This is a genomic window from Dolichospermum sp. UHCC 0315A, from assembly GCF_008121535.1.
Taxonomy (GTDB): domain Bacteria; phylum Cyanobacteriota; class Cyanobacteriia; order Cyanobacteriales; family Nostocaceae; genus Dolichospermum; species Dolichospermum lemmermannii.
On the sequence record NZ_CP043056.1, the window covers coordinates 580,691 to 601,465 of the forward strand.

31 protein-coding genes are annotated in these 20,775 nt (G+C 37.6%); 22 read left to right on the plus strand and 9 right to left on the minus strand.

What is annotated here, in order from left to right; translation table 11 throughout:
• The first annotated feature begins 28 nt into the window (after nucleotides 1–28).
• Genes BMF77_RS27605 through BMF77_RS27625 form a run of 10 tightly spaced genes read left to right on the plus strand, consistent with a single transcriptional unit; the run spans nucleotide 29 to nucleotide 1,030 of the window.
• Nucleotides 29–172: a hypothetical protein gene (locus BMF77_RS27605; RefSeq protein ID WP_246863049.1), complete on the plus strand. Its 144-nt coding sequence runs from the start codon at nucleotides 29–31 to the stop codon at nucleotides 170–172.
• A complete protein-coding gene (locus tag BMF77_RS27610; protein WP_168204384.1) occupies nucleotides 117–260 on the plus strand; it encodes a hypothetical protein in 144 nt (47 codons plus the stop codon). Before BMF77_RS27605 ends, BMF77_RS27610 begins: the two co-directional genes overlap by 56 nt.
• Entirely contained in the window at nucleotides 205–348 is a 144-nt protein-coding gene (locus tag BMF77_RS02710; RefSeq protein ID WP_246863050.1) for a hypothetical protein, read from the plus strand. Before BMF77_RS27610 ends, BMF77_RS02710 begins: the two co-directional genes overlap by 56 nt.
• Complete coding sequence (locus BMF77_RS27615; RefSeq protein WP_246863051.1) at nucleotides 293–436, plus strand: hypothetical protein; 144 nt, start codon at nucleotides 293–295, stop codon at nucleotides 434–436. The genes BMF77_RS02710 and BMF77_RS27615 overlap by 56 nt, the downstream gene beginning before the upstream one ends.
• Nucleotides 381–524 carry a hypothetical protein gene (locus BMF77_RS02715; RefSeq protein WP_246863050.1) on the plus strand — a complete coding sequence of 48 codons (144 nt, stop codon included), beginning with the start codon at nucleotides 381–383 and terminating at the stop codon, nucleotides 522–524. Before BMF77_RS27615 ends, BMF77_RS02715 begins: the two co-directional genes overlap by 56 nt.
• Nucleotides 469–612 (plus strand): hypothetical protein, encoded by a 144-nt coding sequence (locus tag BMF77_RS26440; RefSeq protein ID WP_168204384.1) that lies wholly within the window; start codon nucleotides 469–471, stop codon nucleotides 610–612. Before BMF77_RS02715 ends, BMF77_RS26440 begins: the two co-directional genes overlap by 56 nt.
• Nucleotides 557–700: a hypothetical protein gene (locus tag BMF77_RS27620; RefSeq protein ID WP_168204385.1), complete on the plus strand. Its 144-nt coding sequence runs from the start codon at nucleotides 557–559 to the stop codon at nucleotides 698–700. The genes BMF77_RS26440 and BMF77_RS27620 overlap by 56 nt, the downstream gene beginning before the upstream one ends.
• Entirely contained in the window at nucleotides 645–788 is a 144-nt protein-coding gene (locus BMF77_RS27170) for a hypothetical protein (protein WP_158310545.1), read from the plus strand. Before BMF77_RS27620 ends, BMF77_RS27170 begins: the two co-directional genes overlap by 56 nt.
• Nucleotides 733–876: a hypothetical protein gene (locus tag BMF77_RS26450; protein ID WP_158310545.1), complete on the plus strand. Its 144-nt coding sequence runs from the start codon at nucleotides 733–735 to the stop codon at nucleotides 874–876. Before BMF77_RS27170 ends, BMF77_RS26450 begins: the two co-directional genes overlap by 56 nt.
• Nucleotides 821–1,030: a hypothetical protein gene (locus BMF77_RS27625; protein ID WP_235081774.1), complete on the plus strand. Its 210-nt coding sequence runs from the start codon at nucleotides 821–823 to the stop codon at nucleotides 1,028–1,030. The genes BMF77_RS26450 and BMF77_RS27625 overlap by 56 nt, the downstream gene beginning before the upstream one ends.
• Here the strand turns inward: BMF77_RS27625 and ppsA are convergent.
• Entirely contained in the window at nucleotides 998–4,615 is a 3,618-nt protein-coding gene (gene ppsA / locus BMF77_RS02730; protein WP_148760445.1) for a phosphoenolpyruvate synthase, read from the minus strand. The genes BMF77_RS27625 and ppsA overlap by 33 nt on opposite strands.
• A 344-nt stretch (nucleotides 4,616–4,959) precedes the next feature.
• On the opposite strand from ppsA, the gene BMF77_RS02735 reads away from it, so the two are divergent.
• Nucleotides 4,960–5,208, plus strand: coding sequence for a hypothetical protein (locus BMF77_RS02735; RefSeq protein WP_148760447.1), 249 nt, complete (start codon nucleotides 4,960–4,962; stop codon nucleotides 5,206–5,208).
• Between the two features lie 104 nt (nucleotides 5,209–5,312).
• On the opposite strand, the gene BMF77_RS02740 is transcribed toward BMF77_RS02735, so the two are convergent.
• Nucleotides 5,313–5,918, minus strand: coding sequence for a Uma2 family endonuclease (locus tag BMF77_RS02740; protein ID WP_148760449.1), 606 nt, complete (start codon nucleotides 5,916–5,918; stop codon nucleotides 5,313–5,315).
• A gap of 178 nt (nucleotides 5,919–6,096) precedes the next feature.
• Nucleotides 6,097–9,015: an isoleucine--tRNA ligase gene (ileS, locus tag BMF77_RS02745; protein ID WP_148760451.1), complete on the minus strand. Its 2,919-nt coding sequence runs from the start codon at nucleotides 9,013–9,015 to the stop codon at nucleotides 6,097–6,099.
• A 155-nt stretch (nucleotides 9,016–9,170) separates the two neighbouring features.
• Between ileS and BMF77_RS02750 the strand changes: the two genes are divergently transcribed.
• The 5 genes from BMF77_RS02750 to BMF77_RS02770 all read left to right on the plus strand — a co-directional run bounded on the left by BMF77_RS02750 (nucleotide 9,171) and on the right by BMF77_RS02770 (nucleotide 11,609).
• Nucleotides 9,171–9,431: a hypothetical protein gene (locus tag BMF77_RS02750; RefSeq protein ID WP_148760453.1), complete on the plus strand. Its 261-nt coding sequence runs from the start codon at nucleotides 9,171–9,173 to the stop codon at nucleotides 9,429–9,431.
• Nucleotides 9,432–9,479: 48 nt separating this feature from the next.
• Nucleotides 9,480–9,677 carry a hypothetical protein gene (locus BMF77_RS02755; protein ID WP_148760455.1) on the plus strand — a complete coding sequence of 66 codons (198 nt, stop codon included), beginning with the start codon at nucleotides 9,480–9,482 and terminating at the stop codon, nucleotides 9,675–9,677.
• A 41-nt stretch (nucleotides 9,678–9,718) separates the two neighbouring features.
• Entirely contained in the window at nucleotides 9,719–10,444 is a 726-nt protein-coding gene (locus BMF77_RS27630) for a DUF6883 domain-containing protein (RefSeq protein WP_246863052.1), read from the plus strand.
• Between the two features lie 19 nt (nucleotides 10,445–10,463).
• Entirely contained in the window at nucleotides 10,464–10,712 is a 249-nt protein-coding gene (locus BMF77_RS02765) for a DUF4926 domain-containing protein (protein ID WP_148760457.1), read from the plus strand.
• A 114-nt stretch (nucleotides 10,713–10,826) separates the two neighbouring features.
• A complete protein-coding gene (locus BMF77_RS02770; protein ID WP_148760459.1) occupies nucleotides 10,827–11,609 on the plus strand; it encodes a hypothetical protein in 783 nt (260 codons plus the stop codon).
• Nucleotides 11,610–11,677: 68 nt separating this feature from the next.
• Here the strand turns inward: BMF77_RS02770 and BMF77_RS02775 are convergent, their stop codons facing one another.
• Nucleotides 11,678–12,220: a transposase gene (locus BMF77_RS02775; protein ID WP_148760461.1), complete on the minus strand. Its 543-nt coding sequence runs from the start codon at nucleotides 12,218–12,220 to the stop codon at nucleotides 11,678–11,680.
• Between the two features lie 196 nt (nucleotides 12,221–12,416).
• On the opposite strand from BMF77_RS02775, the gene BMF77_RS02780 reads away from it, so the two are divergent.
• Nucleotides 12,417–12,647 (plus strand): hypothetical protein, encoded by a 231-nt coding sequence (locus BMF77_RS02780; RefSeq protein ID WP_148760463.1) that lies wholly within the window; start codon nucleotides 12,417–12,419, stop codon nucleotides 12,645–12,647.
• Nucleotides 12,640–12,741, plus strand: a complete 102-nt coding sequence (locus tag BMF77_RS02785) for a type II toxin-antitoxin system PemK/MazF family toxin (protein ID WP_148760465.1) — start codon at nucleotides 12,640–12,642, stop codon at nucleotides 12,739–12,741. The genes BMF77_RS02780 and BMF77_RS02785 overlap by 8 nt, the downstream gene beginning before the upstream one ends.
• Nucleotides 12,742–12,966: 225 nt before the next feature.
• Here BMF77_RS02785 and BMF77_RS02795 read toward each other — a convergent pair whose 3' ends face one another.
• The 4 genes from BMF77_RS02795 to BMF77_RS02805 form a co-directional block, all read right to left on the minus strand.
• Complete coding sequence (locus BMF77_RS02795) at nucleotides 12,967–13,194, minus strand: hypothetical protein (RefSeq protein WP_148760467.1); 228 nt, start codon at nucleotides 13,192–13,194, stop codon at nucleotides 12,967–12,969.
• A 177-nt stretch (nucleotides 13,195–13,371) separates the two neighbouring features.
• Complete coding sequence (locus BMF77_RS02800) at nucleotides 13,372–14,733, minus strand: NAD(P)/FAD-dependent oxidoreductase (RefSeq protein WP_148760469.1); 1,362 nt, start codon at nucleotides 14,731–14,733, stop codon at nucleotides 13,372–13,374.
• Between the two features lie 135 nt (nucleotides 14,734–14,868).
• Nucleotides 14,869–15,003: an HNH endonuclease gene (locus BMF77_RS27175; RefSeq protein WP_210422287.1), complete on the minus strand. Its 135-nt coding sequence runs from the start codon at nucleotides 15,001–15,003 to the stop codon at nucleotides 14,869–14,871.
• Nucleotides 15,000–15,239 carry a hypothetical protein gene (locus tag BMF77_RS02805; protein ID WP_148766757.1) on the minus strand — a complete coding sequence of 80 codons (240 nt, stop codon included), beginning with the start codon at nucleotides 15,237–15,239 and terminating at the stop codon, nucleotides 15,000–15,002. Before BMF77_RS02805 ends, BMF77_RS27175 begins: the two co-directional genes overlap by 4 nt.
• Before the next feature lie 273 nt (nucleotides 15,240–15,512).
• On the opposite strand from BMF77_RS02805, the gene BMF77_RS02810 reads away from it, so the two are divergent.
• The 3 genes from BMF77_RS02810 to BMF77_RS28535 are packed head-to-tail and all read left to right on the plus strand — an operon-like array spanning nucleotide 15,513 to nucleotide 16,372.
• A complete protein-coding gene (locus tag BMF77_RS02810; RefSeq protein WP_148760472.1) occupies nucleotides 15,513–15,704 on the plus strand; it encodes a hypothetical protein in 192 nt (63 codons plus the stop codon).
• Nucleotides 15,701–16,213: a hypothetical protein gene (locus tag BMF77_RS27180; protein ID WP_210422288.1), complete on the plus strand. Its 513-nt coding sequence runs from the start codon at nucleotides 15,701–15,703 to the stop codon at nucleotides 16,211–16,213. The genes BMF77_RS02810 and BMF77_RS27180 overlap by 4 nt, the downstream gene beginning before the upstream one ends.
• Nucleotides 16,214–16,240: 27 nt before the next feature.
• Nucleotides 16,241–16,372 carry a hypothetical protein gene (locus BMF77_RS28535; protein WP_256370332.1) on the plus strand — a complete coding sequence of 44 codons (132 nt, stop codon included), beginning with the start codon at nucleotides 16,241–16,243 and terminating at the stop codon, nucleotides 16,370–16,372.
• Between the two features lie 130 nt (nucleotides 16,373–16,502).
• Here BMF77_RS28535 and BMF77_RS02820 read toward each other — a convergent pair whose 3' ends face one another.
• Nucleotides 16,503–17,501, minus strand: a complete 999-nt coding sequence (locus BMF77_RS02820; RefSeq protein ID WP_148760474.1) for a tetratricopeptide repeat protein — start codon at nucleotides 17,499–17,501, stop codon at nucleotides 16,503–16,505.
• A 219-nt stretch (nucleotides 17,502–17,720) separates the two neighbouring features.
• Here BMF77_RS02820 and BMF77_RS02825 point away from each other — a divergent pair, with 219 nt between their 5' ends.
• On the plus strand, nucleotides 17,721–20,108 hold the full coding sequence (locus BMF77_RS02825; protein ID WP_148760476.1) for a GH116 family glycosyl hydrolase: 2,388 nt from the start codon (nucleotides 17,721–17,723) through the stop codon (nucleotides 20,106–20,108).
• Nucleotides 20,109–20,775: the final 667 nt, after the last annotated feature.

A 20,775-nucleotide genomic window follows, 5' to 3' on the forward strand; every position in this document is an offset into this window, starting at 1 on the left:
TCGGTCATTGCCAAAAATAGTTCCCCAAATGCTTCGCCCGTACAGTTGTCAGTTGTCAGTAGGGGCGAAGCATTTGCAAGATAAATTATCGGTCATTGCCAAAAATAGTTCCCCAAATGCTTCGCCCGTACAGTGGTCAGTTGTCAGTAGGGGCGAAGCATTTGGAAGATAAATTATCGGTCATTGCCAAAAATAGTTCTGCAAATGCTTCGCCCGTACAGTTGTCAGTTGTTAGTAGGGGCGAAGCATTTGGAAGATAAATTATCGGTCATTGCCAAAAATAGTTCCCCAAATGCTTCGCCCGTACAGTGGTCAGTTGTCAGTAGGGGCGAAGCATTTGGAAGATAAATTATCGGTCATTGCCAAAAATAGTTCCCCAAATGCTTCGCCCGTACAGTTGTCAGTTGTTAGTAGGGGCGAAGCATTTGGAAGATAAATTATCGGTCATTGCCAAAAATAGTTCCCCAAATGCTTCGCCCGTACAGTGGTCAGTTGTCAGTAGGGGCGAAGCATTTGGAAGATAAATTATCGGTCATTGCCAAAAATAGTTCTGCAAATGCTTCGCCCGTACAGTTGTCAGTTGTTAGTAGGGGCGAAGCATTTGGAAGATAAATTATCGGTCATTGCCAAAAATAGTTCTGCAAATGCTTCGCCCGTACAGTTGTCAGTTGTTAGTAGGGGCGAAGCATTTGGAAGATAAATTATCGGTCATTGCCAAAAATAGTTCCCCAAATGCTTCGCCCGTACAGTTGTCAGTTGTTAGTAGGGGCGAAGCATTTGGAAGATAAATTATCGGTCATTGCCAAAAATAGTTCCCCAAATGCTTCGCCCGTACAGTTGTCAGTTGTTAGTAGGGGCGAAGCATTTGGAAGATAAATTATCGGTCATTGCCAAAAATAGTTCCCCAAATGCTTCGCCCGTACAGTTGTCAGTTGTTAGTTGTAAAACTGTTACCAATTACCTATTACCAATCACCAATTACCAATTACCTATTCCCCTATTCCCCTGTTTCTGCTTTCGCAATTTCTAACATTGTCTTAATCACAGAATCAGGGTTGAGACTAATAGAATCTATGCCTTGTTCAACTAAAAAACGAGCAAATTCTGGATAATCACTGGGTGCTTGTCCACAAATACCAATTTTGCGATTATTTTGTTTAACAGTAGTTATGGCTTTTGCTATTATTCTTTTAACAGCTTCATTGCGTTCATCAAATAAATGTGCCACTAATTCAGAATCTCGATCTAATCCTAATGTTAATTGGGTTAAATCATTAGAACCAATGGAGAAACCATCAAAAACCTGACTAAATTCATCAGCTAATAAAACGTTACTGGGTAACTCGCACATGACGTAAACTTCTAAGCCATTTTCACCTTTGACTAAGCCATTTTTTGCCATTTCTGCTAATACCCGTTTTCCTTCTTGGGGAGTGCGACAGAAAGGAACCATGAGAATCATATTGGTTAAACCCATTTCTTCTCGTACCCGTTTCATAGCTTGACATTCTAATGCAAAACCTTCACGATAACGAGGATCATAATAACGAGAAGCACCACGCCAACCAATCATGGGATTTTCTTCTTTGGGTTCAAATTGTCTACCTCCTAAAAGATTAGCATATTCATTACTTTTGAAATCAGACAATCTCACAATTACAGGTTTGGGATAAAATGCTGCGGCAATTGTGCCGATACCTTGCGCTAATTTGGCAATAAAGAATTCGGCTTTATCTTCATATTGTGCCGTTAATTCGCTAATTTTATATTTGGCAAGTTCGTCTTCTAATTCGTCAAAATGTAATAATGCTAAAGGATGGGCTTTAATATGGTTAGCAATGATAAATTCCATTCTCGCTAAACCAACACCATCATTAGGAATTGCGGTTAAACCTAAAGCTTCTTCAGGATTACCCACATTCATCATAATTTTAGTGCGGGTTCGAGGTAAGTTATCTAATGGTAATTCTTGAATTTCAAAGTGTAATAAACCCGCATAAACTTGACCTGTTTCTCCTTCCGCACAACTCACAGTAATTTCTTGTCCAGTTTCTAAAACTGTAGTCGCATTCCCACAACCAACTATAGCAGGAATACCCATTTCTCTGGCAATAATTGCTGCATGACAGTTACAAACAACTACAGGAGTATATTTATCCGTGAAAACTAGATAATTATGATGATTCGCAACAGTAATATTATAAACTTCAGCGTCTACTTCATCTACAACTTTAACAACTCGTTGCATCCGAATATCACCTTGCAGAAGTTGTTCAAATTGACCTATTTCACGGAGTTGTTTATCAGAAATTAGGAGATTTTTATCTTTTCTAAGTTTGATTTGTCCTGTAACATTGTCATCAAATAGTTGATTAGTAGCAAAGAAACGGGTTTGAATAGTTCTTGGAGTAACTTCTCCCTTGACTCGTTGGGTATATTCTAAAATTTGCTCTAATTTTTCTACAATTTGGACATTGTAGATATGACGATTTCTGGTAACTTGAGGAACAGTGTTGATTTTTAAACAAGCAATAATCACAGCTTGTAGTAAGTTTTCTTCAGAGATATAGATGTTAATGCGATTATTAGCATAGCAACCATCACCATCAATTACACCCCCCAAAAAGTGATAAGAAACTTCTGAAGTGTTTTCTAGAAGAATTTGGGTAATCTGTTGTTCTTTTTGTTTTAAGTCGTAAGCTATAGCTTTAGAATAAACACGATAAGCTGTAGCTTGTCCTTTTACCTGTTTTCCTCGGATGTAACCTGAAGATACTGGTTTCTCACAAGGAGTAAAAGATTTACCATAAACAGTATTCATTTTGTCATTCATAGTAGCTATGAATGCTTGTTTTTCTGGTAAACATTTTTGAATAAACTGGACTTCCCCACGAGTTCGACTAGTGTAAATTGAACCGTCTGTGATGATTCCCCCAATCAGATAAGCTAAATCAGCCTCTTGATTTTTGTTGTCACCCAATGTGGGAATATTCTGAGATACAAGCACCATTTCCTGAGTATCTAACATTTCTTGAATCTCAGTTTTGGTATATTCACCATTCCTAAGGTTGACCATTTTATGATCAGGAGTTAATCGCAGGATATTATCTGTGACTTTCCCAGTTTGAGATACACTCACACCAATTGTTTTAGATGTCCGTTTCATGGCATCTTCAATGGGTTTCCATTCCATTTGATGGGTTTTGGTGTTGAGGGCTAAAGTTGATAATCCTTGATATCCTTGTTCATAAATCTGCTGAATGGTCATAAAACCTTGATTGGTGAGAATTTTTGTCTCTCCATCAAAACAAGTCCGTCCCCCAGAGTTAGTGACAATAGCACTGGCTTTTTTCATAATCGGTTCCCAGTCGGGGTCTGTGCGGTTAGTAACTAACACTTCGCCGGCTTGAAAGAGATTAATTTCTGGTACATCTAGAATAACTCTAGCTTTACCTTGACCGATCATTTCGCCAACGCTGCGACCTGTTAACAAAACTTTACTTTTTTCTTGGAGTTGATAAGTCCTGAGAACGGTTTTTGATTTTTGAGATTGAACGGTTTCTGGTCTAGCTTGGACAATAAATAATTCTCCTGTTATCCCATCTTTTGCCCATTCAATATCCATTGGTGTGGCTATTCCCCGAACTTGGGAATAATGATCTTCAATGATACAAGTCCATTCTGCTAGTTGGAGGATTTCTTGATCATTGAGGGCAAATTGATGACGTTCAAGTTGAGGGACAGAAATATTTTTAGTTAATTTTGACCCACCTAGATCATAAACCATTTTAATTTCTTTTGTTCCCAACCGTTTTTGGAGAATGGGTTTATATCCTTGTTTTAAAGTTGGTTTAAATACCAAATATTCATCGGGGTTAACTGCACCTTGAACGATGTTTTCACCTAAACCATAAGCAGCGGTAATTAAAGCAGCATTTTGAAAACCTGTTTCGGTGTCTATGGAAAACATCACCCCAGAAGAGGCTAAATCGGACCGAACCATTTTTTGGACACCCACTGATAATGCTACTTCAAAATGATCAAAACCTCTAATTTGTCGGTAGGAAATAGCCCTGTCTGTGAAGATAGAAGCAAAGCATTTATGGCAAGATTCTAATACGCTTTTAATGCCATGAACATTCAGGTAAGTTTCCTGTTGTCCCGCAAAACTAGCGTCTGGTAAGTCTTCGGCTGTGGCACTAGAACGAACAGCCACATCAGTATCTATACTATATTCTTGACAGAGATTTTGATAGGATTTAGCGATCGCTTCTTGCAATTCTAGCGGAAATGGGGTTTCTAACATTAATGATCTGGCTTGTTTGCCACATTCTTGCAAATTAGCCATATCCTCCACATCTAAATCTGCAAAAATCTTCCTCAGTTTTACTTCTAAACCAGCCCCAGTAATAAAGTATCTATAAGCATAAGCCGTAGTCGCAAATCCCGTGGGAACTTTCACACCTTGGGAACTTAGTTGTTGAATCATTTCCCCTAAGGAAGCGTTTTTACCACCTACTAGGGGAATATCTGCAATTCCCACAGCATTAAAGGGTAATACTAAAGCTTCTTGATGAATTTGGCTATTTTCTTGATTGCGTTTAATTTCCAACATATTCTGAGATTCCTTAAATAGCTACTGTTATTTAATTCAGAACCCATTCTGTTTATGCACGGAGAGTTTGAGGATGTTGCGAGGATATATAGCAGGGAACGGGATTGACTACCAGATGTCTAAATGGCATCCTCCATTTAAGATTACTCTAGTTTAGAGTATAAATAAATGTATAGCTAATATAGCGAAATATTACGTAATATATTGTTCTTGTAAGTATTCTCATAATTCCCCCCTGCTTGAGAGTTAAAATTAAGGAATATACATAACAAGTTTTATTTTATCTCAATTTATTACATGACTGGATTTAGCCGAACACTTTTAACAAAGGACTTGAAACTATTATGCCCCAATGCCCTTGCTGTTCCGACTTTCTTTTACACCATATCCGTGGTGCTGAAAATTACTGGTTTTGCCGGAGTTGTTGGCAAGAAATGCCAGTATTAACCCAACGTCATACTGCTGAAGTCCCAAAACCCATTTTAGCAAAGTTAGCTAAAAAAATCGCCCCCCCAGAATATCGTCTTGATTCTTATTGTTTAATTCAACCAAATTCTTTTCAATCAAGATTAGAGGGAAAATTCTCTCGCTAAAGCTGGAATACAATTTATTTATTACGAATGATTGAACGCAGATGAACGCAGATGAATTAATAGATTTATTAGTTTTTACAATATCTATGTTCTACTGTTATTTATTACCAAATCTGACTTAAATCTAAAACAAATCCGGGTAATAAATTCTCACCAGTTAATGTTTGGGGATTGTCTAATTCTTCAACTACACAATTGGGACGATAAATAAATACTTTCCGTTGTTTTCTATCAATTAACCATCCTAATTGTGTACCATTATCTATATATTCTTGCATCTTTTCTTGCAGAATCTTTAAATTATCAGTTTCTGAACGCAATTCAATAATGAACTCAGGACAAATAGGAGCAAATTTTTTCCTTTGTTCTGCTGGTATTGCTTCCCATTTTGTGCGGTTTATCCAAGCTGCGTCAGGAGAACGGACTGCACCATTGGGTAAGGTAAAACCACCACTAGAACCAAATCCTACTCCTGTACCGTTTTGTTTTGTCCAAATACCTAATTCACCAATTAAATTAAAATTACGTTCACCTGTTTCTAAATCTGTAGGTGACATAATTAATAAATCTCCAAATTGATTACGTTCAATTCTTAAATCACGGTTTAATTGACAAAACTCAAAGAATTGCTCATCACTTATAATAATATTTGGTTGCATTTTCAAAACCATTGGTAAGGTTTCTATAACTACAGTTGTTTGAGTTTTCATAGTTTTTGTTTTCATATTATTAGGACTTACACAAAATATCCTCAAAACCTCTTTCCTCTGTGTCCTCTGTGCCTCTGTGGTTAGATATTCCGTGATTCGTGCGTAAGTCCTGATTATGTATGATAGGGAAAACATTGTTGCGTGTAGGGGTTTAGCATTGCTAAACCCTTACATGATTTTAAAATTCTCCAGCTAAAGCGGGAACACATCTTTCACAAAGTAAAGGATGTTCTGCTGATTCACCCACATGGGTAGAATAATTCCAACAGCGATCGCATTTGTGATAAGATTTCCCTTCATGTTCATAGTCTGCGGCATTAACTACGCCAATATCCCAATTATCTTCACCTTGAACTCGCAGGGTTTTCAATCCTTTTAATGTCTCAGGAGTATCTAATAATTGCACTTCAGAAGTGAGGAATAAATACCGCAATTCATCAATTCCATTCGTGCTAACATTTAAAGGTTCAATAGCAGCGCGTAATTTTTCATCACTAAGATAAATCAATGCAATAGCTTCTAAAGAAGAACCAATTAACTTTTCTGTCCGTGCTTGTTCTAAAACCTTATTAACATCACCACGAATCCGTCGCAGTGTTTTCCAAAATTCTGCTAATTCTGTATTTTCCCATTTATCATCAACCTGCACCCAACCAGCTTGAAACACTGATTTATATTGGGTTTCGTAGGGGATAAATTGCCAGATATCTTCCGCAGTATGACATAAAACGGGAGCAATGGCGATCGCTAAATTCTCCAAAGCAATTTGCAAAACCGTTTGACAACTCCGACGACGGAAAGCATCAGCCGAACTGATATATAATCTATCTTTCGCAACATCTAAATAAAAGTTCGACAAATCCACAACGCAGAAATTCTGCACAGTTTGGAAAAAGCGGAAAAACTGGAAACTATCAAAAGCGTCCGTCACCTCATTAAACACCTCACGAATGCGGTGTAACATATACTTATCCAAATCTGGCAAATCATCAAAAGCTACAGCATCTTTGAGAGGATCAAAATCATGCAAACTCCCCAATAAAAACCGCGCCGTGTTGCGAATCTTATTTCTCACATCCGCTAATTGCTTGATGATGTTACCACCCAACCGCACATCACCAGAATAATCAACGGAAGAAACCCACAACCGCAAAACATCCGCACCATAAGCAGGTTGTTGTTTTTGGTTAGTCCCACCTTGAATCATCAATTGAGGGTCTACCACATTTCCCACCGATTTGCTCATTTTCCGGCCATTTTCATCCAAGACGAAACCATGAGTTAACACAGTTTTATAAGGTGCAATGCCATTAACCGCGACACTAGTTAACAAAGAAGATTGAAACCAACCGCGATGTTGGTCAGAACCTTCCAAATACATATCAGCAGGATAGCGTAACTCCGGTCTTTGCTTCGCCACCGCTGCCCAAGATGAACCAGAATCAAACCAAACATCCATTGTATCTGTACCCCGGCGGTAAGTCTTGCCATTATGGCGATATGTTTCCGGTAACAACTCCTCAACCGACAACTCCCACCAAGCATCAGAACCCTTTTCGGCAATAATAGCTTGAACGTGGTTAATCGTGTCCGCATTCAGCAAAACTTCCCCAGTCGCTTCATCATAAAACACCGGAATCGGCACGCCCCAAGAACGTTGACGAGAAATACACCAATCGGATCTTTCTGCTATCATCGGCGTGATGCGGTTTTCACCTTGTGCGGGAATCCACCGCACAGATGAAATAGCCTTTAAAGCCTCATCCCGAAAACCAGCCACAGAAGCAAACCATTGTTCAGTAGCCCGGAAAATCGTCGGCTTCTTCGTTCTCCAATCATAAGGATACTTGTGAGGATAAGCTTCCTCCTTCAACAGAGAACCAGCTTCATGCAAAGCGTCAATAATCGCTTGATTACCATCGCCCAAAACATTCAAGCCAGAAAACTTACCAGCTTCATCCGTAAAATTACCACTATCATCAACAGGGGCAAGAATCGGCAAACAGTAACGTTGACCAACAATGTAGTCCTCTTGACCATGACCAGGAGCAGTATGAACCAACCCAGTTCCCGACTCAGTAGTGATATAATCACCACCAATCACCACCGGACTTTCACGGTCAAAAAGAGGATGACGATAAGTAGTACCTTCCAAATCCTTCCCCGCGAACTTAACTTTTACCGTTAACTCACAATCCAAAACCGCAGCCAACCTATCAACCAACTCAGCCGCCACAATCAGAGATCTGCATTCCCTTTGCGCCTTTGCTCCTTGTGCGTCTTTGCGCGAAACCTCCACAACCGCATACTCCAACGCACCATTCACAGCCACAGCCAAATTACCGGGAATAGTCCAAGGAGTAGTAGTCCACACAGCCACACCCAAATCAGGCAAGAAGCCATCTAAACTAGCTTTTAACCCTTCCGCAACCTTCACCACCCGAAAAGCGGCGTAAATACTGCGAGAAACGTGACCTTCAGGATATTCTAACTCAGCTTCTGCTAAAGCGGTTTTAGAACTAGGACTCCAATGCACAGGCTTTAAACCGCGATAAATATAACCTTTGAGGAACATTTCCCCAAAAACGCCAATTTGCGCGGCTTCGTATTCTGGTTTTAAGGTTAAATAAGGATTTTCCCAGTCACCCCAAATCCCATAGCGTTTAAAGCTTTCTCGTTGTTCGTCTACGGTCTTCAGTGCGAACTCTTTGGCTTTTTGACGCAATTGCAAAGGTGTGAGATTTTGCCGTTCTGCCTGTTTCATATTTTGCAGAACTTTCAACTCAATGGGCAATCCGTGACAATCCCAGCCGGGAACGTAGCGAATTTTACGACCTTGGAGCAAATGGTAGCGGTTAATAATATCTTTGAGAATCTTATTTAAAGCATGACCAATATGCAACTGGCCGTTAGCATAGGGAGGCCCATCGTGCAGTATAAATAATTCGCCGGGGTTGTTTTCAGCCAGTTGAGAATAAATGTGGTTTTCTTCCCAGAATTTTTGGATTTCGGGTTCGCGCTTGATTGCGTTTGCCCGCATATCGAAGTTAGTCTTGGGTAAGTTGACGGTATCTTTGTATTTTCCAGTTTCGGTCACAGGTTCATGCCTAAATGTAGGTGTGCAGGTTATCCGATCAATTATAAATCGTAGGTTGGGTTGAAGAACGAAACCCAACAACGCTTATTGGTATTTTGGGGTTAATTTTTTGTTTTTGCAGGTTTACAATATATAAAGTCACCCACAATAGATTTATGACACTAACCCTCAGCTTACCACCAGAATTAGAACAGTATTTAATACAGGAAGCACAACAGCAAGGACTTTCTGTGGAAACTTATGCACTGCAACTTCTCCAAAAATCTATTATGCCAAAAGAAAAACAATTGAAAATAGTTAATGTGCTTCAATCTTGGATAGATGAAAGTGATGAACAAGAACAACAAGAAACAGGAGAATATTTGATTAATGCTTTAGATGAAAATCGTTTATCTAATAGCAATATATTCAAATAAACTGAATAACATTGTAGAAGATTTTTCTAAACTGTAGGTAAATATTATATGACTGAAGTAATTGAGATACCCGTTAGTTTGACTTATTTTCAACTTCCTGAAGCTGTACAAACACGGTTACAATTTTTATTAGATCGTCAAGATGCTGGTGAAGAATTGACTTTAGCCGAAAGAAATGAAGCTGAAGGTTTAGTTGATTTGGCGGAATTTTTATCTTTGCTTTCCTTGCGTTCTCAGACTAATTGATGTTAAAATCAATACAATAGTAATTGAGTGTAATAATAATTATGATAAATCCAGAGGAAAAACGAAAAGACTTAGAACAGAAAATGTTTTATCTTAATGAGCTTCTTGAAAGAAGGAATAAAGCCACTGAAGCAGATGAACAAAAGGATCTCCAGAAAGAGATTGAACATACATATAGAGCTATGAGGCAAGATATCAAAGATGGTAATGCTGCACTTGCTAGAAAACAAGAGATTGATGAGAATGAATTCCATGAGCGGTTTGCAAGTAGTTTTGGGAGAGAAGAAGCTGAAGAATTGTGGAAATCAAAGGAATGGGACACAAAGCGCGTATTGAGAGACATGGCTTTTGTGTTGATGCAAGAACCTGAATTACGCCAAAAAATTGAAGACAGAGGAGTAAACCTCGAAGAAATGATCAGATTAAACTCCAATCTCCTTCCAAATGCTGACAAAGCAGTGGTTGACATTCGTAAATTGCGTGACTACTCCCTTAATCGAGATCATTCTACAGGAAAGGATAAAGCTCGTCTCTTTTCATCAATTTTGGGTATGAATGCTGAAAATGCTGAAGAATTGCGCCAGATTATTTTGGAACAAGTTAAAATTCAAGAAGCGTGCCTAAATAAAAGCGATCAACATGGACAACGTTACTATGTAGATTTTACTTTAATACGAGAAAATAAAAGTGCAAACATTCGTAGTTGTTGGATTATAGAACCTGGTTCTGATTTTCCAAGATTAACGAGTTGCTATATTAAATTGTAATATAATGAGGTAATCAAAAATGACTAAAATTATGCCCAAATTACTAGACGTAGTAGCATTAACAGTTGACTTACCTGAATACAACTTACTGCGTGGTCAGGTTGGTACAATAGTGGAATTATTAGCAGATGGTACTGTATTTGAAGTAGAATTTAGTGATAGTAATGGACAAGCTTATGAATTTGTTGCTTTAAATTCAGATCAAATTATGGTTTTACATTTTAAACCAACATCCCCTAATTTAGTGCCGGAAATGGTTACAGCATAACTAACTTTAGCAAACGTAGGTTGGTTTCATTTAAACAACTCTAACTCCTTATAATATACTTGGTAAGATTTTACTACTACTCCAAGCTACCCACGAAAATTTATCAATAAGAAAATGAACATTCTTGAAATATTACCTGGTTACGATAAATTAGAAATTTATCCAGAATATCGTACTTACACAAAAGAGAGTCTTCGTTCAGATAATGAATATGACTATGACTATGATTTATACATACTTTACTTTGAGAAATTCATAATTTTGAGAGATACTGGTTGTGCAAGATTTGAGGAAAAACCAGTCGTTATACCTCGTCTATTCTTTGACAAAGTTCATCCTCTAGAGGACACACTCACAAAAGCTAAACGTTTTCTATCATTCAAGACTCACGATTTATGTGGGACTTCTAATGAAGGAGACTTAGTACGCAGAGGTAACTGGAAAATCGAAAATATAAATAACAATCACAATAGCGAACAGTTGATAAAATTTTTAAATTTAGCTTTGGATAAAGATTATTATCAGTCCAATTCATACAGTAATGAGCAAAGAGAGAGTATATCAAAACTGATGGAGATGCTCACAACTCTAAACAATTTTTTTACAACTTTCCCTTGGACAGAACCTAAACAACAAGTATTCAGTATAAATTTTAGAAAATACGTTTACGAAGGAGATAGTTATATTAAAGAATTAAAGAAAGATGAGGTAGTTTTAACGCCTAAAGAATTTGAAGAGATATATCAGAAGTTTCTGAACACTATAGATAATAGTGATGATGAAAATAATAATGATCATGGCTATAGCAATGATGATGACGATGCGGAATTTGGGTATCTAGCTGGACTAGTTGCTGATGGAGAATTAAACCCTAATGACCCACGCTGGCCTTTTTGACTACAACAATTTTAGTAAATAATTGGTATCTTGCGCTTAATGTTGGGTTTCATTTCATTCAACCCAACCTACTCTTTTCCAATATCATCATCAAAAATAATTTCCTCACCCGCACCCCACATCATGTCATATATACCTTGACGCACAGCGCGATGAAAACTGGAATATTCCCAATCTTTTGGTGCTGTTACCAAACCATGTTTCACAGGATTATAATGAATATATTCAACATGATTTTGAAAGTCTATTTCATCTCTAATTAAATGTTCCCAAAAACGATATTGCCATATAGCCCGTTGTTTTTTATTTTTTCTAGATACAGATATATTTTCTGGTGAAATAGTTTCACATTGACGACTAAAATAACTTTTAATTAACCGCCAACGGGTAGAAAAATCATGATCATTTTCTGGTAAAGTCCAAATACAGTGGAGATGATCAGGTAAAATAACAACAGCATCTATAATAAATGGATGTTTCCGCATTACATAACCAAAAGCATCTCTTAATAAAGAAACATTTTTTGGTAGACATAATATTTTTTGTCTTTTCTGGGTCACGACTGTAAAAAAGTATGTTCCTCCTGCCACTTTGGCGCGGCGATATTCCATACTATAAATATCCTGTGATTAAAGTTTTTATAATCTTGATTTTACCCCGTAGGTTGGGTTGACGCAAGGAAACCCAACATTAATTATAATATTCTGGTGGATGGTGTTGGGTTTCTTTCCTCAACCCAACCTACGAAGGTTGCAGAGTCAGTATATCTTACTTTAAAATAGAAACTACTTACAATTGCCACAAATTATGATCAACCCCCAAATTTTAGAAGCTATTAAACAAATGCCTAATGTCGAAAGACTAGAGATAATAGAATTTGCCTTAAAACTCATGCGTGAAGAAATGCAAAATTCTCAAAAACTGAGCTTAACTGCTGCTGCGGAAATGATGCGTTCTTATTATGAAACAGAAAGCAGTTTAACAGAATTTATTGATACTTGTAATGAAGATTTTTATGAATACCAAGATTATGCGTAGAGGCGAAATTTGGCTGTATAATGCTGATCCCACAGTAGGGGATGAAATTAGCAAAACGCGACCTTGTATTATTGTTAATAATGATGATAAGTAAGTCGGCCCAATAAAATCGATATATGTTTAGTTTTGTAAAAACCGTGAAACACCCTATTTATAAGGTATTCGTTAATTTATATTTCGTTACATAGATTGATTTTTTAACGCCGACCTACTTATAGGTACTTTACGCTTAAAGGTTATTGTCCCGATTACTGGATGGAACGAAGTTTTTGCACAAGTACCTTGGATGATATGTATAGAACCAACAACAGAGAATAATTTAAGCAAATAATAATCTTTGTTCTGCAATCTCATGTTCGAGGTTTTGTAAAAGTATAGTTTCTTCTGCACTGGCAATACCAGCAAATTGCATAAAATCTATAATTTTTGGATGCAGTAGTTTTTGACGCTGTGCTAATTGCTGGAAAATCAGTTGAGCAATTTCATTCTGTTCATCTTCAGGTAGCCGTGAGACGACAGCATAAGCTTGTTGTAAGAGATTAGTCATAGATTTTTGTCGCCATTATCAAAAGTTTTGGTAAATTGATAAAACTAGATTTATTATAGCACAAATATGGCAATTTTCACAATTAAAACCGCCACCTCACACTAATTGAATTCAGTGTTGAAGGAATGGCGGATTTGCAGATGGAATTTGATGCCGTGGTACTACAAACCACAAATTCTAGAGTTTGGCTGGTTGCTTCTTTTCTGTAGTCTGGGAATGACTGCTATTATTAACAGTTTCTGTTGCCAAAAAAGCCTCTTTTCCTGTAATTAATCGAGAGCGACGATTGCGAGTAATATAATTCCAAGCCCATTGAATTACTATCACTAATTTAGTGTCAAACTCAATTAAGAAGTAGATGTGAATTACTAGCCAAAATAGCCAAGCAATGAAACCTGTGAGTTTGATAAAGCCTAAATCTACAACGGCTAAATTTTGCCCAATCATTGCCAAACTACCCACATCATTGTATTTGAATTCTGGCAAAGTCCGACCTTGAAGCCGGCGTTTAATGAGTTTACCTACATACTCTCCTTCTTGCTTGGCTACGGGGGCAACACCGGGTAAAGGTTTACCATTTTGATGGGAGAAATTAGCTAAGTCTCCAATTACGAAAATGTTTTTATAATCCTTGATAGTCAAGTCAGGTTCGACAATTACTCTGGCAGAGAAATCGCATTCTACATCTGTCCGTTCTGCGAGAATTTTCCCCAAAGCTGAACCTTGCACACCGGCTGCCCACAAGATAGTTCTTGAGGGAATTTCTGTCAATTCACCGTTTTGCTTGAAAGTAACAATGTCATTTTCAATATTTGTGACTCTGGTTTGAGTGTGAATAACCACACCCAACTTTTGTAAAGATTCTATTGCTACTTTTGATAATTCTGGGGCAATGTGTGGGAGAATGCGATCGCCCCCTTGCAATAGTAAAATTTTCGTTTCTGAAGTGTCAATGTTGCGGAAATCTTCTTTGAGGGTTTGGTATGCTAATTCAGCGATCGCACCGGACAATTCTACACCAGTTGGACCACCGCCCACAATCACAAAAGTCAACAAAGCCCGACGTTTTACCGGATCACTTTCTTTTTCTGCGGCTTCAAATGCTGAAAATATCCGCCGACGCATTTCTATGGCATCTTCCACAGTTTTCAAACCAGGAGCAAATTCTTTCCAATTATCCTTACCAAAATAGGAATGGTTTGCACCGGTAGCCAGAATTAATGTATCATAAGGGACTATTTCATCACCCAAAATAACTTGTTGCGCTTTGGGATTAATATCACTTACTTCTCCCAACAACACTTTTGTATTTTTGCTTTTGCTGAATACAGATCGCAATGGTGCGGAAATATCAGAAGGTGATAGTGTACCTGTGGCAACTTGATATAAAAGCGGCTGAAATAAATGAAAATTCCGTTTATCAATGAGAGTAACATTTACTTTTGCCTTAGCAAGAGCCTTTGCTGCATACAATCCACCAAAGCCACCACCAACGATAACAACTTCATGTGGTGCATTCTTCTCACGGGGAACAACCATAAACAATATTTCCTTTTGTTAAGAGTCATGTAACCTTTCTTAACAAATATGTAACAAAATTATAATGTATTTTGCCGTCTATTTGGAACTCTTGAAAAAATACTAAACGTAGTCAAAGTTACTAATGAATGTTTATTAAATGGGATCTTGCGGAATAATATGATCAATAGCAAATAAAGCTGCACTTGCCTCTTCTAAAGAATTACAATATTCACAAAGGAATTTTGCTCTCTCTCTAACTAATTTTCTAGTTGCATCATTAACTGTCATGACTCAGCAATTATTTTCGCATTCAGCAAAGTAAAAATCCTATCCAGTTCTAATATTCCTGTTAATTCAGCCTCTTCTTTTGAGTTTAACATTCCTGCTTTATTCTTCTGGGAAAGTTCATCTAACCGAGATTGTAATTCTGAACTAAATTTAAATAAATTCAAACTTCTAACTTTGCTGATTTCGATTCCTGACTCTACCCAGGATGAGGGTTGAATCATCACCTGAGTAATCATGGGCGTATTTTTATTACTTTTGGAATGTTTATAGTTTAACATAAAGATTAAATTAAGGTATACAAAAGGTAGTATTATTCATTAATTGATAAAAATGAAATAGATTATATTATACTTAAATAATATATGGCTGGCGTAAAAATATAAAATATGAACGCTCACAAAAGAGAAGTTATTTTAACTGAAGATGGAACTTATTTAATATTTCCTTTTAATTATCCGTAAAACTGCACCACGTTACATATATTATTAAGTAAGTTAAACTAAAGGGATATGCAACCTACAAATAATCAAGCTCAGGGGCTTTATATACTGTGCTACCGACTCACCAACATTATTTATCCTGGATGGCCTTGCAAAAGTATTGAAATTATCCGCATGGATAAGCGTACAGGTAATTTATATATTCTTGCTGGGGAAGATATGGACTTTGAAATCAAGCCAACTGGAGGATATGAACCATGACAATACAGAAATTCAGTGTAATGAATCTTGATGAACTACGTAGTTACGTATTAAGTCATCGAGAAGACATTAATGCTTTTGAGGCATACATAGACCGTTCTAAAGCAGAGGGACGCATGGTGAGTGTAGATGAAAGGGGAGAAAAAGATTCACTCTGGCAACAAGAATTACATAACAAGATGAAAATACCTTCATTTCATCATCCTCAAGAACAAGACTACTGGAATGAGGAAATTGAAGTAGAAACTACTACTAATCAGAGATTATTTATACAGACTTACTTACTGCGGCTGTATCCTGAAACCTTTAATAACTATGATGCCTACATGGATATTCCAATGTCGAATAATCCAAATATCAAAAAGATATACTCATCACGTCTTGGCAAGACATGGGAAGTGATTACTGGTCCGACTGAATCACTAATAATGGGTTATTTTCGTGGTGATTATACTGAGAATAATCCACCTGCTTGGGTATTTGGACTAAGATTGATTTCTAACAGTTGAAGTTAAAAGCCTCAAAGTTGCTGATAAATGATGATAAAGGGTGCGATCGCTCACAGTATAGTTTATCAGGAAGAGCGATCGCATTTATATTTTCCACAAGCTAAAGCAATCACTTTTGAGCAAAACAATAATACATTGATTCAGAAAAGTAAGAAATAGAGAAACAAGGTTAGATTTCATTTTCTTTAACCCAACTTTGTATCTTAGGCAAGATTAACATATTGTCTTTATTGTGATGGTCGGGACGCAAGAGCCGATTTTTGATAAACCGTATGTAAGTCGTACAAGATTAATGTTCCCATGTATCAATCCATTCAGTGCTATAATGAGAAATGTAGGAAAGTTCCTCCTTGTAACCTGCTTCATCACCTATTTGCTTATAGATATCTGCGGCTGTTTGAAAGTCATCAATTGCACCCTGATTATCTCCTAAATCATCACGGACAACTCCTCGGTTGTGATAAGCATTTACATAGTTAGGATCAATATTGATAGCCTGAGTGTAATCATCAATTGCACCCTGATTATCTCCTAATTTATAATGGGCATATCCTCGGTTGAAGTAAGCATCTTCATTATTTGGTTTCAGTTGCAATACTTGAGTATAATAAGCAATAGCATTTTGATAATCTTCTTTCTGAAGACACTCATAACCCAAGCACATATATTCGTCAGCTTCAGAAGATGTCAAACTTTCTAAATAGCTGCGTAAACCGCCAGAATAAAGCAATTTATCTATTCCCACCAAGGCTTTACCAGTATTCGAGGTAATCATATTTGTTGGTAAAAATCCCGCCAAAATCAGATTGTATTCAGCCTGAGCTTCGCTAACTTCCTCTTGAATTAAAATACAAACTAGAACAGCATTTTTTTCAATTTCTTCTCGACTAATTGACCATTGAATTTTATCAAAGTTGCCATTCCGGGATTTAACCTGAATACCAATTGATGAGTCAGAAGTTAAGGTGAAATCAACTTTTCCATCACCACCAACGCGCTTTTCATAGTCAACTTCTGTGACAAAATCAGCTAAACGGGATTTAACAACTTCCTCAGCTAACTTCCCCTTCATATTGTTGATAAAAACATCACGAATAGCGACGCGAGAAGTTCGTCTATATTTTTCAGCCATTTCCCAGCAAAAATCCCGTAATTGGTCTAACCTTTTGCCAGAAATTACAGTTAATTCACTATGCTGACCTTTTTCATCACAATGGAGTAATTTAGCAGATTTAAGTCTTTGAATAAAATCAGTCTGTTGTGCCTTGAGTGGTGTTGTCCAGTCCATATTGGTTTAAATTTGCTCTGATGTGACAAGGTATATAATTTTATTATTCCCCATCAAGAGGCAAAAATTCCATCTCTCAAACTCTTCCTCTCTGCGCCTCTGCGTGAAACAAATTCATTTAATTTCAGTATATTTGTGGCTCTAAACGTAAACGCAATGACTTGAGAAAAATCACACATCACGCTACTCTTCATTAGCGTCAACCGTGAAACTCAAACCATGACAAACCACCCACAAATTCCCCCCTGCACCTGGAAACGTCCCATTGGCTTAGGCTGGGATAAGCCCTACACCGTCCGTTATCCTAGTAATATTGATGATGGTCCCTGGCACGGAATGCCCCTTGGTGGCTTTGGTGCAGGGTGTATAGGACGTTCTTCAAAAGGAGACTTTAACCTGTGGCACATTGACGGGGGAGAACATACCTTCAAAACCGTTCCCGCTTGTCAATTTAGTATCTTTGAATCAGGACAAGCTTACGCATTATCTACCCAATCTCCAGAAGATCATACACTGCAATCTTGGCAATGGTATCCACAGTCTCAGGAACAGAATTCAGGTACATATCATGCACTTTATCCCCGCAGTTGGTTTGTTTATGAAAATGTCTTAAAAACTCAATTAACTTGTGAGCAATTTTCCCCAATTTGGGCAGATAATTATCAAGAAGCCAGTTATCCTGTCGCAGTTTTTTTGTGGAAAGCCCACAACCCTACAAATGCACCAATTACTATTAGCATTATGCTAACTTGGGAAAATATGGTGGGTTGGTTTACTAATACTTTAAAATCTCCTGAAGTTAGAGTTAGAGATGATGGTAGTCCAGTTTATGAATATGTACCACGCTGGGGAGAAAGTCAAGGAAATTATAATTGCATAGCAGAAGATGATCAATATTTTGGTTGCGTTTTAGGTCAAGTTTCTGATAGTAAGACTGTTCAAGAAGGAGACGGAACTTGGTGTGTTGCAACTGCAAAGAATCCCAAAGTTGAAATATTTCATCATTCCCGATTTAATCCTATTGGTAATGGTGAAGATGTTTGGCAAAGTTTCTCTACAGATGGTTCTTTACCTAATTATCTAGATGAAACTCCCGCAGATGAAAATACCAGATTAGGTGCAGCAATTGCGGTGCGTTTCACTTTGCAACCTGGGGAAAATTTAGAAGTTCCCTTGGTGCTAAGTTGGGATTTTCCCATTACAGAATTTGCCGCGGGAGTCAACTATTACCGCAGATATACAGACTTTTTTGGTTGTAATGGTGAGAATGCTTGGCAGATTGCCACTACTGCTCTTAAAGAATATCAGAATTGGCGATCGCTCATTCAAGATTGGCAAAATCCCATTTTGGCAAAATCAGATTTACCTGACTGGTTCAAAATGGCTTTATTTAACGAACTCTACGATTTAACCAGTGGAGGAACTCTCTGGAGTGCGGCATCAGAAATTGATCCCGTTGGTCAATTTGCCGTGTTAGAATGTTTAGATTATCGTTGGTATGAAAGTTTAGATGTGCGGTTATATGGTTCTTTTGGGTTATTGATGTTATTCCCTGAATTGGAAAAATCGGTAATTCGCGCTTTTGCTAGGGCAATTCCCCAAAGTGATGATAGAACTAGAATAATCGGTTATTATTTAACTATCAAATCTGAAAGTCCCAACGCAGTTCGGAAAATTGCCGGTGCGACACCCCACGATTTAGGCGCACCCAATGAACACGTTTGGGAAAAAACCAATTATACTAGTTATCAAGATTGCAATCTGTGGAAAGATTTAGGTTGTGATTTTGTCTTGCAGGTATATCGAGATTTTCTGTTTACCGGTGCAAATGATATTCAGTTTTTAGCAGATTGTTGGGATGCTATTGTCCAAACTCTCGATTATGTGAAAACTTTTGATCTCGATGGTGACAGTATACCAGAAAATTCTGGCGCTCCTGACCAAACTTTTGATGATTGGCGTTTACAAGGTGTGAGTGCTTATTGTGGTGGTTTGTGGTTAGCTGCTTTGGAAGCTGCTATTGCTATTTCTAAGATTTTAACGAACCGCAGAGGCGCAGAGGACGCAGAGGTGGAGGTGCAAGGGTCTATTTATCAAGGTTGGTTAAGTCAATCGAAGCCAATTTATCAGGAGAAGCTTTGGAATGGTGAGTATTACCGTTTGGATAGTGACAGTGGTTCTGATGTGGTGATGGCTGACCAATTGTGTGGGCAATTTTACGCTCGTCTATTGAGTTTACCAGATATTGTTCCCAGTGATCGCGCTGTGTCTGCCTTAACAAAAGTATATGATTCCTGTTTTCTCAAGTTTCAAAATGGTGAATTTGGCGCTGCTAATGGTGTTCTTCCCAATGGTTTACCCGAAAATCCCAATTCTACTCATCCTTTGGAAGTTTGGACGGGAATCAATTTTGGTCTAGCAGCTTTCCTGGTGCAAATGAACATGAAAAATGAGGCAATGCGGTTAACTGAGGCTGTGGTGAGGCAAATTTACGACAATGGTTTGCAATTTCGCACACCGGAAGCAATCACCGCTAATGGCACTTTCCGCGCTAGTACCTATCTCCGCGCTATGGCTATTTGGGGAATCTATTTGCTAATTCGTTAAATTTAGCATTCTTTAGATCCCTGACTTCTTCGAGAAGTCAGGGATCTTTTTGTTGGGATTATAAATAAATATCTAACAATTATTTCGGGAAATTTTATTTTCCTGTTGTTCCCGGAATTTAGCCAAAAAATCAGTAATGTTTAAGAGTTGAGGAATTTAAATCTGAAAACCAATGCTTTCAAAGATACCTCTATCAATCATCAGTAATTAGATTTTGCAGAGGCTTGTTATACAACAACACTTTTAAACGGTGATCGGCAAAAGTAACTTTTTTAGCTAAGTTACAACAAAATAACTACCAATTCCCCCACTTCATTTAGGGTTATGGGACATAAAAAGATTGCGATTAATCACCCAAAAAATCCTCGAATCTAGTTGGGAAAAGATGAGAGTTTTTCAGTAGACCTTAAATTTAGTAATATGAGTAGATGCAGGCTAGTTGAATAAAGCAAGGACAGCAGGAGCTTTATCAATCTATGATGTCAGGTTAGTCAGGTTCAAATGCACTTAGTGTTTACGACTCCTAATTTAGCTGATAAGTTCCCAGCTAGTTGTAATAGAGTCAAAATTTCGATCTAGCGAACTGCTTGTGAAAATTGCCCAACTTGTTTAAAAACTTAAACAGCTTGGGAGTTACACTATAACCTCCTCATTCTGATCTGTCAAG